This window comes from Pseudomonas sp. TH07 (assembly GCF_016651285.1).
Taxonomy (GTDB): domain Bacteria; phylum Pseudomonadota; class Gammaproteobacteria; order Pseudomonadales; family Pseudomonadaceae; genus Aquipseudomonas.
In genome coordinates, this window is the sequence record NZ_JAEKED010000001.1 from 1,750,135 (window position 1) to 1,765,652 (window position 15,518).

Here is a 15,518-nt window from a genome sequence, read left to right on the forward strand (position 1 = left end):
CTTAATCAATGCAGTTCCCAGGGGCAATTCAGGGATGAGAAACAGTCAGAAGTTGTTCAGCGTCAGCCTGCTGGCGCTGGTAGTGAGTGGTTGCGCGGTCACCAGTGACCCCATCGAACGCAGCGTCAGCGAGCAGCGCGCGAAAAGCGACCTGTCGAGCATGTACAAGGACCAGGAGCCGCTCAGCGGCCCGCTGACCTTGCACCAGGCCATGGCCCGCGCGGTGAAGTACAACCTCGAAGGCCGCCTGAAAATCATGGAGGAGGCCCTGGCCAAGCGGCAGCTGGACCTCGCCAGCTTCGACATGTTGCCGCGCATGGCGCTTTCCGCAGGCTACGCCGGGCGCAACAACGTCAGCGCCTCCAGCAGCGAAAGCGTGCGCACCGGCACCCAGTCCCTGGAACCCTCGACCTCCCAGGACCGCGACCGCAATGTGGCCGACCTGACCATGGTGTGGAACGTGCTCGATTTCGGGGTCAGCTACATCAGTGCCAAGCAGCAGGGTGACCAACGCCTGATCGTCCAGGAACGGCGGCGCAAAGTGATCAACACCATCGTCCAGGACGTGCGCTCGGCCTATTGGCGGGCGGTGGCCGCCGAGCGTCTGCTCGGCCAGATCGACAGCCTCATGGCACGGGTCGACAAGGCCCGGGGCAACAGCCAGAGCATGAGTGAACAGCGGATCGGCGACCCGGTGCAGGCCCTGGGTTACCAGCGCTCGCTGATCGAAGCCACACGCCAGCTCGAAGAGCAGCGTCGCGCCTTGTCCCTGGCCAAGACCGAGCTGGCGACCCTGATCAACCTGCCCCTGGGCACCCACCTGACCCTGGCGACCGTGGATGATTATTCGATCCCCGAGCTCAAGGTCGACATGGCCGTGCTGGAACAGGAAGCCCTGGCCAGCCGTCCGGAACTGCGCGAACAGGACTACCAGAGCCGCATCAGCTCGGCGGAAACCCGCAAGGCGATGCTGCGCCTGTTGCCGGGGCTGGAATTTTCCGCAGGCGGGCATTACGACAGCAACTCGTTCCTGGTCAACGACAAGTGGGCCGACTACGGGGTCAAGGTCACCTGGAACCTGTTCAACGTGATCTCCGCACCGGCGGCGATCAACGTCGCCAAGGCCGGTGAAGAAGTGGCCACCGCGCGGCGCCAGGCGATGTCGATCGCGGTGCTGGCCCAGCTCTACGTGGCCAACGCCAACTACCGTGAAGCCATGCGCCAGTTCAAGACCAACCAGCAGCTGGCGAATATCGACGGGCAGATCGTCGGTCAGTTGCGCAATCGTTATCAGGCCAACGGCCTGGGTGAGCTGGACCTGATCCAGGGCGAGCTCAATACCTTGCAGACCGACCTGCGACGTGACCTGTCCTACGCCGACCTGCGCAATGCCTACGGCCAGATCTTCGCCAGCGCCGGGCTCGACCCGCTGCCGGATGGGCTGCAATCGACCCAGGTCCAGTCCATCGCCACGGCCATGGCCGGTCGGGAAGCCGATTGGGCGGCGGGCAATATCGCGGCGCCGGTGGTCCATGCCCGGCAGCAGTGACCTGCAGGCACCCACGGCCAGCATCAGCCGCACCCGCCGCGAGGCCCGCAATGGCCATCGCGGTGCGGCGATCCTGCTCACCGGGTTGCCGGCTGCGGGCAAGTCGACCCTGGCTCAGGCCCTGCACGCCGAGCTGTTCGCCCTGGGCGCGCAAAGCCTGGTGCTGGACGGCGATGCTCTGCGGGGCGGGCTGAATCGCGACCTGGGTTTTACCGAAGCCGATCGCTGGGAAAACATTCGCCGGGCCAGTGAGCTGGCGGCGCTGTTGGTGGGCAATGGGCAGATCGTGATCATGGCGATGATTGCGCCCCTGATCGAGCTGCGCGAACTCTTCGCCCAGCGCCTGGGCGAGGACTACCACGAAGTCTGGTGCAGCGCCTCCCTGGCGGTGTGCGAACAACGTGATCCCAAGGGCCATTACGCCCGCGCGCGACGTGGCGAGATGGCGAGCTTTACCGGAGTCTCCGCGCCCTATGAAGTGCCGCTTGCCGCGGCGCTCGAACTGGACACCGGCCACGGTTCCGTCGAAACCTGCGTGGCCCGGCTGCTGGATTGGCTGGGCGAGTGCCGGGTACTGCCCCAGTCATGAGTCGAGTGGCGTATGCGCGGCTGCCGGTCAGCCTGGATCTGCCCCTTTTGCTGCAAGCCCTGGCCGAGATCAGGCCGGAGCAATGGCAGCGCCATTTCAACGCCGAGTACTACCAGGGTGACTGGAGCGGCGTAGCGCTGATTGCGCCGCAGGACGCCCTCACTGAACTGGCGCCGGGGCAGGGCGCGGCAGTCGAGCGCCAGCCCTGGCAGCGTGATCCGCGCTGGCAGCAAGCCCTGCGCGACCTCGGGCTGGAGATCCGCTCGGCGCGCCTGCTGCGGGTGGGGCCGGGCAGCCGGATCTTCGAGCACCGCGACTACGATCTGCAAGGGCCCGAAGCTGATCTGCGCCTGCATATCCCCTTGCTCAGCCCGCCGCTGGTCGACTTTATGCTTGATGGCCAGCGCATGCCGCTGGCCGCGGGCGAATGCTGGTTTCTCGATCTTTCACGGCCCCACAGCGTGGACAACCGGGACCGCAGCGAGCGGATTCACCTGGTGCTCGACTGTCGTCCCGGCCCTTGGCTGACCCAGGCCATCGAAGCCGGTTCGGCCACGACTCCGGCCCCGGGAGAGGGGGCGGCCGCTGCGGCGTTCGCTCAGTTCCGCCAGCTGCTGGAGGACCATCCGCACCTGTGCCAGAGCCTGCAGGCGCTGACCGACAGCGAAGCCTTTATCGCTCGCACCCTGGCGCTGGCGGCGCAGCACGGGCTGGGCATCAGCGCCGACCAGGTGCGCGCGGCAATGCGCCAGGGCCGTCGCCAATGGAATGAACAATGGAGCCACTGAACCTGCACGGCTGGTTGCCGATTCGTATTTTTGCGCGCCAGGGCCAGTGGCGGGTCGACTGGTGCTGGTTTGGCGATACGCCCTTGCACCAGCCGTTTTTCCGCGAGGCGGTGGATGCGGCGCTGCGCTTGCCGTTCAACCAGGCGTTTCGGCGCGAGACGCCACTGGCGACCCTCAGCCAATGGCAGGCCGAGAGCCCGGGGTGTGAGCCCCAGGCCTTTATCTGCCACGCCTCGCGCTGCGGTTCGACCCTGATCAGCCAGATGCTGGCGGCGCTCGATCACTGCACCGTGATCAGCGAACCGCCGCCGCTCGATAGCCTGCTGCGCAGCGGGCTGCCGGCCGACACTCTGGCGCCGGCGCTGCGGGGCCTGATCAGTGCCTATGGCCAGGCCCGGGGCTTTGTGGAACAGCGCCTGGTGATCAAGCTCGATGCCTGGAACATCGGTGAGCTGCCCTTGCTACGCCGCTGCTTTGCCACGACCCCCTGGTTGTTCGTGTACCGCGAGCCTTTGGAAATTGCTGTCTCTCATCTGCGTCGCAGCGGCATGCACATGGTGCCGGGGTTGATCGGGCCCAGTGCTTTGGATGATGCCGAGAGCGGTTTCGAGCGCGAGGCGTTTATCGCCCGACGCCTGGGGCGACTGTTGCAGTTGGGGCTGGAACGCTGCGTCGAGTTCCAGGGGCTGGCGGTCAATTACAGCGAGCTGCCCCAGGCAATGGCCGGGCGTCTGGCGCTGTTTTTCGGGCTCGACGCCGAGCAGTGCGCGCGGGCTTTTTCCAGGGTTGAACAACATGCCAAGCAGCCCGACCAGGTGTTTGTGGCCGACGGCGCGAGCAAGCGCGATGAGGCCTCGCCCCTGCTGCGAGAGCAGGTGGAGCGTTGGGCCCGAGGGCCTTACGCACGCCTGGAAAGCCTGCGCGCGGCGCAGGCTCGGGGCCGTGCTGCGGGTTCAGGGTTTTGAGGACAGGTCGGCCATGCCCTTGAGCAGTTCGATCGGCAGCGGGAAGACGATGGTCGAGGTCTTGTCACCGGCAATCGAACTCAGGGTCTGCATGTAGCGCAGCTGCATGGCGCCGGGTTGGCGGCCGAGCATTTCGGCGGCCTGCATGAGTTTTTCCGAGGCCTGCAACTCGCCCTCGGCGTGGATCACCTTGGCCCGGCGTTCGCGTTCGGCTTCGGCCTGTTTGGCGATGGCGCGGACCATGGATTCATTGAGGTCGACGTGTTTGATTTCGACGTTGGCCACCTTGATGCCCCAGGCGTCGGTCTGCGCGTCGAGCACCTGCTGAATATCCATGTTCAGGCGTTCGCGCTCGGCCAGCAGTTCGTCCAGCTCATGCTTGCCCAGCACCGCACGCAAGGTGGTCTGCGCCAGTTGGCTGGTGGCCATGAGGAAATCCTCGACCTGGATAATGGCTTTTTGCGGGTCCAGCACCCGGAAGTAGAGCACCGCGTTGACCTTGACCGAGACGTTGTCGCGGGTGATCACGTCCTGGGGCGGGACGTCGAGCACCACGGTGCGCAGGTCGACGCGAACCATCTGCTGCACCACTGGAATCAGCAGGATCAGCCCCGGCCCCTTGACCTGCCAGAAGCGCCCGAGCTGGAACACCACGCCGCGTTCGTATTCGCGCAGGATCCGAAAGGTCGACACCAGCAGCACAATCAGCAGCGCCACGAGCGCCCCGACACCTATTTCCAGGCCCATCTCATTCTCCTTGCGGCGCGGATGCGACCGCTGTGACGTGCAGATACAGGCCCTGGCGGGCCATCACGCGCACCGCTTGCCCGGTGTGCAAGGGGCTGGCGCCGAGGACCTGCCAATGTTCGCCCTGCAGCTGGACCCAGCCGTGACAGGGTTGGTCGATGTCTACGGCGGTCACCGGGGTCACGCTGCCCACCAGCCCAGCATCGCCATTGACCGGTTGTTTGCGTCGCGTGCGCAGTGCCAGGCTCGCCAGGGCCACCAGCAGCACGGCGCTGAGCACCGCCAGGCTGACGATCAGCGGCAGCGGGATGCCATAACCCGGGATGTCGGTGTCCATCAGGATCACCGAGCCGGCGATAAAGGCGACGATGCCGCCGAAGCCGATCACGCCGAAGGTCGGCAAGAAGGCCTCGGCCACCATAAAACCGATGCCCAGCAGGATCAGTCCTGCGCCCGCATAGTTCACCGGCAGCAACTGCAGGGCATACAGGCCCAACAACAGGCAGATGCCCCCCAGCACCCCGGGCAGCGCCGTACCGGGGCTGACGAATTCGAAAAACAAGCCATAGACGCCGAGCATCATCAGGATCATCGCTACGCTGGGGTGGGTGATCAGCGACAGCAGTTGGGTGCGCCAGTCGGGGTCATGGTGAGTCAGCGCTGCGCCCAGGGTATGCAGCTGTACCGCCTGCCCGGCGGCGTTGAGGGTTTTGCCATCCAACTGCTTGAGCAGGCCCGGAAGATCGTCGGCCAGGTAGTCCACCACCTTGATCTTCAGGGCCTCTTCGGCCGGCAGGCTGACGGCTTCGCGCACGGCCTTCTCGGCCCACTCGGCGTTACGCCCGCGCAATTGGGCCAGGCCACGGATGTAGGCCGCGGCATCGTTGATCTGCTTGTGCGTCAGGCTGTCGACAGCGGGGTCGGGGGTGCTGGCTTTGTCGCTGCGCGGTGCGGCCGGCGGGTTGGCGGACCCTGGCAGGACGCCGAGCTGCACTGGGGTGGCGGCCCCCAGGTTGGTGCCTGGGGCCATGGCGGCAATATGGCTGGCGTAGAGAATGTAGGTCCCGGCGCTGGCCGCCCGCGCACCGCTGGGGGCGACAAAACTGGCGACCGGTACCGGGCTGGCGAGAATGGCCTTGATGATTGCGCGCATCGAGGTGTCGAGCCCACCCGGGGTGTCGATGCCGATCACCACCAGTTGCGCGTGTTCGGCGGCGGCCCGGTCCAGGCCGCGCAGCACATAGTCGGCGCTGGCCGGGCTGATCACATCGTTCAGCGTCAGCACCACCACCGGGTCCACGGCCCAGGCCGGCCCGACCGGTAGACCGATCAGCAACCCGAGCAGCACTGCCCGCCATCCACCTCTGTTCATATGACCCTCCTGGAGAGTCATGCACCGGGACGTCCATCCGTTACCTGGCCTTGTGCTTGAGTCTAGTTGAGCAAGCGGGCGCCCGAATCGTGCAGCCCTGCACGGCGGGTGCCGTTGGGAAGTTAATCGGCCGGGCGGTGGTGGCGACCCCTGGCGCGACCTAGACTCAGGTGCAGTGAGCAACAGGTGGTCAACCCAAGTCCGGCAACCCTGTGGCGGACACCGAGGTGCAGCATGCGTATGGCAAAAACCGTGCAACGCAGCCTGGAGCAGGCGCATTGCGAATTTGATGTGGTGACTCACCCGCATTCGGCCAGCAGCCTGGAGACCGCGCGAGTGGCCGGGGTGCCCGCCGAGCGGGTGGCTAAGTCGGTGGTCCTCGACGACCACCATGGGCATTACCTGATGGCGGTCCTGCCTGCGAGCCGGCACCTGGACCTGAGCAAGGTCCGCGGCAGTGGCGAATGGCAGATCACCCGCGAAAGCACCCTGGCCCATCTGTTTCAGGACTGCGAACGGGGCGCCGTGCCGGCCCTGGGCGAAGCCTACGGCCTGGACATGGTCATAGACCCCTTGCTGACACGGCAGAAAGACATCTACGTCGAAGCCGGCAATCACCACAACCTGGTGCACATGAGCATGGAGCAATACCTGAAGATGGTGCCCCATGCCGAGGTGTGCGAGGTCAGCCACTAACCGGCCCGGGCGCTTTTTACCCCGGCCCTTTGCAAATCCAGGAGCCCTCCATGGAGTCACCGACCCACAGCCTGCCGGCGCTGTTCAAGCAGCTCGGCCTGCCCGACGACCCGATCAGCATCGAGCGTTTTATCGCCACCCATTCGCCGCTCAAGCCCGAGCTGCACCTGGCGGACGCGTTCTTCTGGTCCCGCAGCCAGGCGGACTTTTTGCGCGATGAAGTGCTGGAGGATGCCGATTGGGCGGAGGTGGTGGATCAGTTGGATGTGTTGTTGCGCAAGGGGCGTGGGGGGTAGAAAGGGCACATTTGTCACTATGCGAAATTTAGACCAGAATTAGGTACTAATTTGAGGTCTTAATTATGCAAAGTGTGTTGGCTGATAAAGCCGTCAGTGTGTCGGAACTGAAGAGAAACCCCTCTGCTGTGCTCAGTGGCGCCCAGGGGGGGCCGGTGGCGGTTTTAAACCACAACCGGGTCATGGGTTACATGGTTCCGGCTGATGTTTTCGAGGCTATGATGGAGCGGCTTGATGATCTGGAGCTGGCGGAAATCGTACGGGCGCGCAGCAAGGAGACCCCGATATCCGTAAGTCTGGATGACTTATAAGCTTGAGTTCCTGCCCTCTGCGCTTAAAGAGTGGAACAAGCTGGGGCGTACGCTGCGTGAGCAGTTCAAGAAGAAACTCGTGGAGCGCGTGCAGTTCCCGCGAGTGCCTGGCGATGCGCTGCATGGCATGCCTGACTGTTACAAAGTCAAATTGAAGGCCTCCGGGTACCGATTGGTTTACCAGGTGATAGACGAACGGGTGGTGGTTTCCGTGGTGGCGGTTGGCAAGCGTGAACGCGGCACGGTTTACGAGCGAGCCAAAAAACGCTGAGTCATTTCTTGTGCACGGACCCATAGCGGTCGCCAGGAATAGTTTGTATCAAAACTTGACCAAAAATATCCGCCAATGTCATATTGATAGTTAGCAAACTAACAGTGTGCGAATCCTCCCTTGTCCCAGAATCTCGATGCGCTCCAGATGAATATCAGCAGCGGCATGGTGGTCGCCTCGCGCCATTGGCGGCGGATCTGCCAGACCACGCTGCTCAACTATGGAATCTCCGAAGCCTGCGCCGTGCCGTTGTTGATGATCGGGCGCCTGGGCGAGGGCGTGCGTCAGGTGACGGTGGCCCATGCCGCCGGGATGGAGAGCCCGTCCCTGGTGCGCCTGCTCGATCAGTTGTGCAAGGCCGGTTACGTGTGTCGCACCGAAGACGCCCATGATCGCCGCGCCAAATGCCTGAGCCTGACCGCCAGTGGCCGCGAACTGGTGCAGGCGGTGGAGGTGGAGTTGGCGCGCCTGCGTCGCGAAGTGCTGGACGGCATCGCGCCTGGGGACCTTGAGGCCGCGCTGCGGGTGATTCGCGCCTTCGAGTCGGCGACCCATTTGCCGGTGGCCGCTTCTTGAACGGATTTTTTACCGGCATGCCGCCGGCGCGGGACTGGTTCTACGGCGCGCGCACTTTCGCCGCGTCGATGATCGCGCTGTATATCGCCATGCTGATGCAGATGCCGCGCCCCTACTGGGCCATGGCGACCGTGTATATCGTCTCCAGCCCCTTTGTCGGTCCCACCAGCTCCAAGGCGCTGTACCGCGCGGTCGGCACCTTGCTTGGGGCGGCGGCGGCAGTGCTGTTTGTGCCGATGTTCGTGCAGAGCCCCTACCTGCTGGTGCTGGTGATTGCGCTGTGGACCGGCATCCTGCTGTTTTTGTCCCTGCACCTGCGTACCGCCAACAGCTACGCGCTGATGCTGGCTGGCTACACCTTGCCGCTGATCGCCCTGCCGGTGGTGGATAACCCCCTGGCGGTGTGGGACGTGGCCGAGGCGCGTACCGAGGAAATCTTCCTCGGCATCGTCTGCGCCGCGGTGGTTGGCAGCATGTTCTGGCCGCGGCGCCTGGCCCCAGTGTTTGTCGACGCGGCCGGCAAGTGGTTTGCCGATGCGTCCACCTACAGTCAGCGTTTCCTCAGTCGCACCGTGGACCCGCAGGAAGTCAGCGCCCTGCGCGGCTCGATGGTCGCCACCTTCAACAGCCTGGAGCTGATGATTGGCCAACTGCCCCACGAAGGCGCGCGGCCACAGACCGTGCGCAACACCAAGGAACTGCGGGGGCGCATGATCCACCTGCTGCCGGTGGTGGACGCCCTGGATGACGCGCTCTATGCCCTGGAACGACGCACTCCGGAATTGGTGGCGCAGTTCGCACCGCTGCTGGAACAGGCCAATGCGTGGTTGCAGGACACGGCCGCGGGCGCCTCGGTGGAGCGCTGGCAAGCGCTGCGCAATCAGCTCGAGGCCTTGCAGCCGAGCGCCGAAGCGCTGGATGACCGACGCCAACTGCTGCTGTCCAACGCCCTGTATCGGTTGGGCGAATGGATCGACCTGTGGCAGGACTGCCGCAGCCTGCAACACGCCATTCAATGCGAAAGCCAGGACACCTGGCGCGCGGTCTACCGGCATTGGCGCCTGGGCCGGCTGACGCCGTTTCTCGATCGCGGGTTGATGCTGTATTCGGTGGTCTCGACCATCACCGCGATCATCGTCGCCTCGGTGCTGTGGATCCTCCTGGGCTGGACCGACGGCGGCAGCGCGGTGATCCTGGCGGCGGTGGCGTGCAGCTTCTTCGCCTCCATGGACGACCCGGCGCCGCAGATCTACCGCTTCTTTTTCTGGACCGCGATGTCGGTGCTGTTCGCCAGCCTCTACCTGTTCCTGATCCTGCCCAACCTGCATGACTTCCCGATGCTGGTGCTGGCCTTTGCCGTGCCCTTTATCTGCGTCGGAACCCTCACGGTACAGCCGCGCTTTTACCTCGGCATGCTGCTGACCATCGTCAACACCTCGTCCTTTATCAGCATCCAGGGCGCCTACGACGCCGACTTCCTGAGCTTCGCCAACTCCAACCTGGCCGGGCCCATGGGCTTGCTGTTTGCCTTCGTCTGGACCCTGATTGCCCGGCCCTTCGGTTCGGAGCTGGCGGCCAAGCGCCTGACGCGCTTCAGCTGGCGCGACATTGTCGGCCTGACGCAGCCGGCGACCCTGGCCGAGCATCGGCACCTGGGGGCGCAAATGCTCGACCGACTGATGCAGCACCTGCCGCGACTGGCCATGACCGGCCAGGACACCGGCGTCGCCCTGCGCGAACTGCGGGTGGCGCTGAATCTCCTCGACCTGCTGGCCTATTCGCCACGGGTGCAGGGTTCGGCGCAGGCACTGGTGCGGCAAGTGGTGGCCGAGGTCGGGGCGTATTTCCAGGCCTGCCTCAAGGCCGGTGAACGCCTGCCGGCGCCCAGTGCTCTGCTGATGACCCTGGACCGTACCCGGCGCGCCCTCAACGCTCAGGCCCAGGACGACCACGAAACGCGCCTGCATCTGCTGCACGCCCTCAGCGGCCTGCGCCTGGCCTTGCTGCCGGGGGTGGAATTCGTCGGCGGCGGCGAGCTTGAAGAACCGCTTCCCCATGGCATCGATGGAGCGCCTTTATGATCGGTGATCTGGATATCAGTGGGGTATTCCTGCCCACGCTGCTGGTGCTGATGGGCATTACTTATGTGTTGTACCTGGTGGTGCACGGGTTGTTGACGCGCATGCACTTCTATCGCCTGGTCTGGCACCGGGCACTGTTCAACGTGGGTCTCTACGCCTTGCTGCTCGGCGTGGTGGATTCACTCAGTCGATACCTGATGACATGAAAAAACCTTTATTGACCATCGGTCGCGTAGTCCTGACCTTGCTGGTGGTGACCTTCGCGGTCGTGGTGGTGTGGCGCATGGTGATGTACTACATGTTCGCGCCCTGGACCCGGGACGGGCATATTCGCGCCGACATCGTGCAGATCGCGCCGGATGTGTCCGGGTTGATCCAGCAGGTCCAGGTGCGCGACAACCAGTTGGTGCAGCGCGGCCAGGTGCTATTCAGCATCGACCAGGACCGTTTCAAGCTGGCCTTGCGCCAAGCCAGGGCGGCCCTCGCCGACCGCCAGGAAACCCTCGACCAGGCCCAGCGTGAAGCCCGGCGCAACAAGGGCCTGGGCAACCTGGTGCCACGCGAGCAACTGGAAGAAAGCCAGTCGCGGGTGGCCCGTGCCCAGTCGGCCCTGGCCGAAACCCTGGTGGCGGTGGACAGCGCGCAGTTGAACCTCGACCGCTCGGTGATCCGCAGCCCGGTCGACGGTTACGTCAACGACCGTGCGCCGCGGGCCCAGGAATTCGTCACCGCCGGGCGCCCGGTGTTGTCGGTGGTGGACAGCAACTCCTTCCACATCGACGGTTATTTCGAAGAGACCAAGCTCGACGGTATCCATGTCGGCCAGGCGGTCGACATCCGCGTCATCGGTGACCGTGCACGGTTGCGCGGGCATGTCGAAAGCATCGTCGCCGGTATCGAGGACCGCGACCGCAGCAGCGGTTCCAACCTGCTGCCCAACGTCAATCCGGCCTTCAGCTGGGTGCGGCTGGCGCAGCGGATTCCGGTGCGCATCGCCTTTGACGATGTCCCGGCGGATTTCCGCATGATCGCCGGGCGCACCGCCACGGTGTCGATCATCGATGGCCAGGGCAAACCGCAGCAGGAGCCCGGGCAATGAACACGGCGGCGCGTTTGGCCCTGGCCGGGTTCGGCCTGCTGCTCTCGGCCTGCCACATGGTCGGGCCGGACTACCAGTTGCCGGCGGACGCCGCGCTGCAGCGTCCCGACTTGCAAGGTGAGCTGGCGGCCAAGGATGCGGATGTGGTCTCGGCGCCTGTGCCCGGCGATTGGTGGCGCCTGTATCAGGACCCGCGCCTGGACCAGTTGGTGCAGCAGGCCCTGGCCTCCAACACCGACCTGCGGGTCGCCGCGGCCAACCTGGCGCGGGCCCGGGCCCAGGTCGACGAGGCCCAGGCTGCCGGCGGCTGGAGCGGCGGGGTGAAGATGGGGGCGCAGCGCTTGCAGGAGTCGGGCGAAGCCTTCCTCCAGGCCGGCAAGGTGCCGGTGGCCAATGTCGGTGATATCGCGATCAGCACTTCCTATCAGTTCGACCTGTTCGGCACCCTGCAGCGAGGCATCGAGGCGGCCAAGGCCAATGCCGACGCAACCCAGGCCGCGGCCGACACCGCACGCATCACCCTGGTGGCCGACGTGGTCCGGGCCTATACGCAAATCTGCGCGGCCAACGAGGAGCGGCAGATCGCCGAGCATTCCCTCGACCTGCAAGCCCAGAGCACCCAGCTGACCCAGCGCCTGCGGGATGCGGGACGCGGTGACGAGACCCAGGTCACCCGCTCGCAGACCCAATTCAAGTCATTGCGCGCCGAATTGCCGCGCTATGAAGCGGCGCGCCAGGCCGGGCTGTTCCGCCTGTCGATGTTGCTGGCCAAACCCCTGGACCAACTGCCCGCCGGTACCAGCAGTTGCGCCGAGCTGCCGCACATTGCGCAATTGTTGCCGGTGGGTGACGGCGCGACCCTGCTCAAGCGCCGGCCCGACGTGCGCCAGGCCGAACGCCGCCTGGCGGCCGCCACCGCCGACATCGGCGTGGCCACCGGCGCGCTGTACCCGGACATCAGCATCGGCGCCACCGTCGGCACGGTCGGCATCCTGGAGAACCTCGGCAAGCCCGCCACCAACCGCTGGGGCTTTGGCCCGCTGTTGAGCTGGAGCGTGCCGTCCAATGGCGCCCGCCAGCGTATTCATCAGGCCGAAGCCGTGAGTCAGGGTGCCCTGGCGCATTTTGACGGGGTGGTGCTCAACGCCATCCGCGAAACCCAGACCGGCTTGGCGCAATACAGTGCCCAACTGCAACGCCGCGACGCCCTGGCGGATGCCGAAGTGTCGGCGCAGCAGGCGGCGGACCAGACCCACCGCTTCTTCCAGGCCGGCCGTGCGTCGTTCCTGGCCGACCTGCAAGCCACCCGGACCTACACCGATATGCGCGCGCAACTGGCCTCGGCCAACACCCAGGTCGCCATGAGCCAGATCGATCTGTTCCTGGCCCTGGGCGGTGGTTGGGAAAGCGGACGAACGCAAGGCTCGCCGCCCAGCAAACCCTGAGCCCGTTGCTATGCTTTGAGCTGTTGGGCGAGCGCCTTTTAAGAGCGCCCCCGTCCACGGCTCAAGCACGTGATGGTCATGGGGATTCCAATAATGAAAAACCCTTATGCTCCCGGCTTCTGGTGCGTTCTGTGCGCGCTGTTGCTGCTCTCTGCGACTTACTTCTACGGCATCATGCTGGCCCACCAGATCGACAAGGCGATGGTCTTCCTCGACAGCGCCAGTGCGCTGATCGCAGTACTGGCAATCGTGGTGGTGGCCTGGGCTTCGCTCGGCAGCCTGCGGCTCAAGAAAAAACAACTGGAACAGAGCAAGACCCTGGTGGTGATCTGGGACACCAAGGTCGCGCTTCGTCGGGTCGAAACCGTGTTCGATCGCTATTTCTGGGGCAGCTACTGGCAGCCGGGGCGCAGTTTCCAGGAAGTCATGGGCGAACTCACCGGAACCCCCCTGGAAAAAAGCCTCGAAGCCCTGAAGAAACAGTGCGTGGTCCTCGACCGCCAATCCTCCGACGGCCGGCACTGGCTGAACAACGCCCGGGAACTCTCCGACGTCGCCGCCGCCATGGCCCGCCAGCGCTACCAACTGGACTTCTGCGACCCGCGAGGGGATTCCCCGGGCGGCGCGGTGATCGATCGCGACTTCGAAGTGCTGGTGTACACCTGGAGCGCCCGCCTCAAAAGCTTCGACCACCAGCTCGACGCCCTGGAAATCGAATACTCCTGAGCCGTTGTAGCCGCCGCCAGGCTGCGCTGGCCTTTGCAGGCCCACAAAAAACCAAGCCAAACCGCCGTGGATGGCCCCGTCCGTTCGTCCCATGAATGCGCCCTGGCTCACGGATTAACGAGTTTTCACACGCAAAGGCTGGGTCGCCGGACGCCGCCAATGCTAATCTTCGCCCGCTTTACGCGAAGTCGAGCCGCAACCCGTCATGGGTTCAGGGAAGACGACCACACCTTCAAACAACGGATATTGATCGGGTCAGACATGAATAAATCAGCAGGCGTACTGTTAGGAATCGTCGTCGCAGTAGGTGCAATCAGTGCCGGCGGCGCCTGGTACACCGGCACCAAGCTCGAAGGTGTACTGCAAACCTCGATCGCCGATGCCAACAAGGAACTGCAGGCCGCAATGGTCGGTTCCAACGGCAGCGCGACCCTGGAGCTGGTATCCCTCGATCGCAAGCTGTTCACCAGCACCGCCCATTACCGCCTCAAGGGCGAAGGCGAGCTGTTCAACGGCAACGCCGAGCTGCTGTTCGTCGACCATATCGAACACGGTCCGCTGCCGTTCTCGCGCCTGATCAGCCTGAAGTGGCTGCCGGTCATGGCCACCAGTCACTACGAGCTGGAAAAGAACCCGCAGACCGAAAAATGGTTTGCCGCCGCCAATGGCCAGTCGCCGCTCAAAGGCCTGGTCAACATGGGTTACGACCGCTCCGCCAACGGCACCCTCGAGCTGCTGCCGCTGGATATCGCCCTGGATGACAACACCAAGTTCAAGTTTTCCGGCCTGAACCTGAATGTCGACAGTTCTTCCGAGGCCCAGAAGGTCAAGGTCGACGGCTACATGGACAGCCTCACGCTGCTCCTGAGCCCGGCGGACAAGCCACCGGTACTGGTCGAGCTGAACGGCCTGACCCTGGCCAGCAACCTCAACAAAAGCAGTTTCGGTTTCTACCTGGGCCAGAACACCCTGGAGCTGACCAGCACCAAGGCCACCTTTGGCGACAAGAAATCGGTCCTGACCCTGAAGAACTTCGAACAGAAGACCTCCAGCGAAGAAACCGGCACCACCCTGGGCGGCCGCGCCGATTACAAGGTGGGTGAGATCAACTTCGACGGCAAGAACATCGGTTCGGCGCAGATGGCCTGGAGCATGAAGAACCTCGACACCCAGTCCCTGATGGACCTGGTGCAGGTTTATCAGACCAAGCTGCAACCCTACGAAGCTGCTTCCACCGCCGCCGCCGAAAATGGCGAACCGGCACCGGAGCTGCAAATGACCGAGGCCGAAGAGGCCAAGGTGCGCAGCGCGGTGAACAAGGTGCTGGAATCCAAGCCGCAGCTCGCCCTGGAAAACTTCTCGTTCAAGACCGCCAACGGTGAGAGCCGCTTCAACCTCAGCCTGCACCTGGCCAAGCCGCAGAACCTTGAGTTGCCGCCTGCTGAACTGGGCAAGCAACTGATCAGCCTGCTGGACGCCAACCTGCAACTGTCCAAGCCGATGATTGCCGATGTGGCGGCGCTGCAGGCGCAACTGGATGGCCAGACCGACGCCAAGCTGATCGCCGATCAGAGCAACATGGCGGCTGAAATGGTCAGCGGCATGGCCCTGGGGACGCAACTGGCGAAGCTGGAAGGCACCGATATCGTCTCCAAGCTGCACTACGCCGATAACCAGGTGGACTTCAACGGCCAGAAGATGAGCGTTGAGCAGTTCATCGGTTTTGTCATGAGCAAAGCCGGTGGTGCCGGCGCCCTTCGCTAAGCCCGCTTCGGTCGGTCACCGCCGGCCGACAACGTTGTAGCAATCTGACGCCCGACGCCTGTTTTCAAACAGGATCGGGCGTTTTGCTGTGCGCGCAAAAAATGTCTGGAGCCTGATGGCGATCCGCAAACTCCGGGCTTGAGCTCTTGGGGAAAACCCAACGGGTTCAAATTTCCGAAACCTTGGGCGGGAAATGAATCTGAATAAATATTGCGCTGCAAATTCTCGTCTAACCTTGCGTGA

At 64.3% G+C, this 15,518-nt stretch carries 17 protein-coding genes; 15 read left to right on the plus strand and 2 right to left on the minus strand.

Going from position 1 to position 15,518, the window contains the following annotated elements; translation table 11 throughout:
• Positions 1–34 precede the first annotated feature (34 nt).
• The 4 genes from JFU57_RS08280 to JFU57_RS08295 are packed head-to-tail and all read left to right on the plus strand — an operon-like array spanning position 35 to position 3,891.
• Complete coding sequence (locus JFU57_RS08280) at positions 35–1,549, plus strand: TolC family protein (RefSeq protein ID WP_201128846.1); 1,515 nt, start codon at positions 35–37, stop codon at positions 1,547–1,549.
• Positions 1,533–2,138: an adenylyl-sulfate kinase gene (gene cysC / locus JFU57_RS08285; RefSeq protein WP_201128848.1), complete on the plus strand. Its 606-nt coding sequence runs from the start codon at positions 1,533–1,535 to the stop codon at positions 2,136–2,138. The genes JFU57_RS08280 and cysC overlap by 17 nt, the downstream gene beginning before the upstream one ends.
• Positions 2,135–2,926 carry an aspartyl/asparaginyl beta-hydroxylase domain-containing protein gene (locus JFU57_RS08290; RefSeq protein ID WP_201128850.1) on the plus strand — a complete coding sequence of 264 codons (792 nt, stop codon included), beginning with the start codon at positions 2,135–2,137 and terminating at the stop codon, positions 2,924–2,926. The genes cysC and JFU57_RS08290 overlap by 4 nt, the downstream gene beginning before the upstream one ends.
• Positions 2,914–3,891, plus strand: coding sequence for a sulfotransferase family protein (locus JFU57_RS08295; protein WP_201128851.1), 978 nt, complete (start codon positions 2,914–2,916; stop codon positions 3,889–3,891). Before JFU57_RS08290 ends, JFU57_RS08295 begins: the two co-directional genes overlap by 13 nt.
• On the opposite strand, the gene JFU57_RS08300 is transcribed toward JFU57_RS08295, so the two are convergent.
• The gene (locus JFU57_RS08300) at positions 3,880–4,638 is read right to left on the minus strand and encodes a slipin family protein (RefSeq protein WP_078469183.1); all 759 of its coding nucleotides are present in this window, start codon (positions 4,636–4,638) and stop codon (positions 3,880–3,882) included. The two genes, JFU57_RS08295 and JFU57_RS08300, sit on opposite strands and share 12 nt — an antisense overlap.
• 1 nt (position 4,639) lies before the next feature.
• The gene (locus JFU57_RS08305) at positions 4,640–6,010 is read right to left on the minus strand and encodes an NfeD family protein (protein WP_201128852.1); all 1,371 of its coding nucleotides are present in this window, start codon (positions 6,008–6,010) and stop codon (positions 4,640–4,642) included.
• Positions 6,011–6,244: 234 nt separating this feature from the next.
• Here JFU57_RS08305 and JFU57_RS08310 point away from each other — a divergent pair, with 234 nt between their 5' ends.
• From JFU57_RS08310 to JFU57_RS08360, 11 genes are all read left to right on the plus strand, one after another.
• Complete coding sequence (locus JFU57_RS08310; RefSeq protein ID WP_020296389.1) at positions 6,245–6,706, plus strand: aminoacyl-tRNA deacylase; 462 nt, start codon at positions 6,245–6,247, stop codon at positions 6,704–6,706.
• A gap of 50 nt (positions 6,707–6,756) precedes the next feature.
• Entirely contained in the window at positions 6,757–7,002 is a 246-nt protein-coding gene (locus JFU57_RS08315) for a DUF2789 domain-containing protein (protein WP_020296390.1), read from the plus strand.
• A gap of 65 nt (positions 7,003–7,067) precedes the next feature.
• Positions 7,068–7,313 carry a type II toxin-antitoxin system Phd/YefM family antitoxin gene (locus JFU57_RS08320; protein WP_201128853.1) on the plus strand — a complete coding sequence of 82 codons (246 nt, stop codon included), beginning with the start codon at positions 7,068–7,070 and terminating at the stop codon, positions 7,311–7,313.
• Entirely contained in the window at positions 7,303–7,584 is a 282-nt protein-coding gene (locus JFU57_RS08325; protein WP_201128854.1) for a type II toxin-antitoxin system RelE family toxin, read from the plus strand. The genes JFU57_RS08320 and JFU57_RS08325 overlap by 11 nt, the downstream gene beginning before the upstream one ends.
• 147 nt (positions 7,585–7,731) lie before the next feature.
• Positions 7,732–8,160, plus strand: a complete 429-nt coding sequence (locus tag JFU57_RS08330) for a MarR family winged helix-turn-helix transcriptional regulator (protein ID WP_078469187.1) — start codon at positions 7,732–7,734, stop codon at positions 8,158–8,160.
• Positions 8,157–10,241 (plus strand): FUSC family protein, encoded by a 2,085-nt coding sequence (locus JFU57_RS08335; RefSeq protein ID WP_201128855.1) that lies wholly within the window; start codon positions 8,157–8,159, stop codon positions 10,239–10,241. The genes JFU57_RS08330 and JFU57_RS08335 overlap by 4 nt, the downstream gene beginning before the upstream one ends.
• Entirely contained in the window at positions 10,238–10,447 is a 210-nt protein-coding gene (locus JFU57_RS08340) for a DUF1656 domain-containing protein (protein ID WP_020296394.1), read from the plus strand. Before JFU57_RS08335 ends, JFU57_RS08340 begins: the two co-directional genes overlap by 4 nt.
• Positions 10,444–11,340: an efflux RND transporter periplasmic adaptor subunit gene (locus tag JFU57_RS08345; protein WP_078469189.1), complete on the plus strand. Its 897-nt coding sequence runs from the start codon at positions 10,444–10,446 to the stop codon at positions 11,338–11,340. Before JFU57_RS08340 ends, JFU57_RS08345 begins: the two co-directional genes overlap by 4 nt.
• Entirely contained in the window at positions 11,337–12,785 is a 1,449-nt protein-coding gene (locus JFU57_RS08350) for an efflux transporter outer membrane subunit (protein ID WP_201128856.1), read from the plus strand. The genes JFU57_RS08345 and JFU57_RS08350 overlap by 4 nt, the downstream gene beginning before the upstream one ends.
• Before the next feature lie 93 nt (positions 12,786–12,878).
• Positions 12,879–13,511, plus strand: a complete 633-nt coding sequence (locus JFU57_RS08355) for an NADH:ubiquinone oxidoreductase subunit N (RefSeq protein ID WP_078469191.1) — start codon at positions 12,879–12,881, stop codon at positions 13,509–13,511.
• Positions 13,512–13,772: 261 nt separating this feature from the next.
• Complete coding sequence (locus JFU57_RS08360) at positions 13,773–15,275, plus strand: YdgA family protein (RefSeq protein WP_201128857.1); 1,503 nt, start codon at positions 13,773–13,775, stop codon at positions 15,273–15,275.
• Positions 15,276–15,518 lie beyond the last annotated feature (243 nt).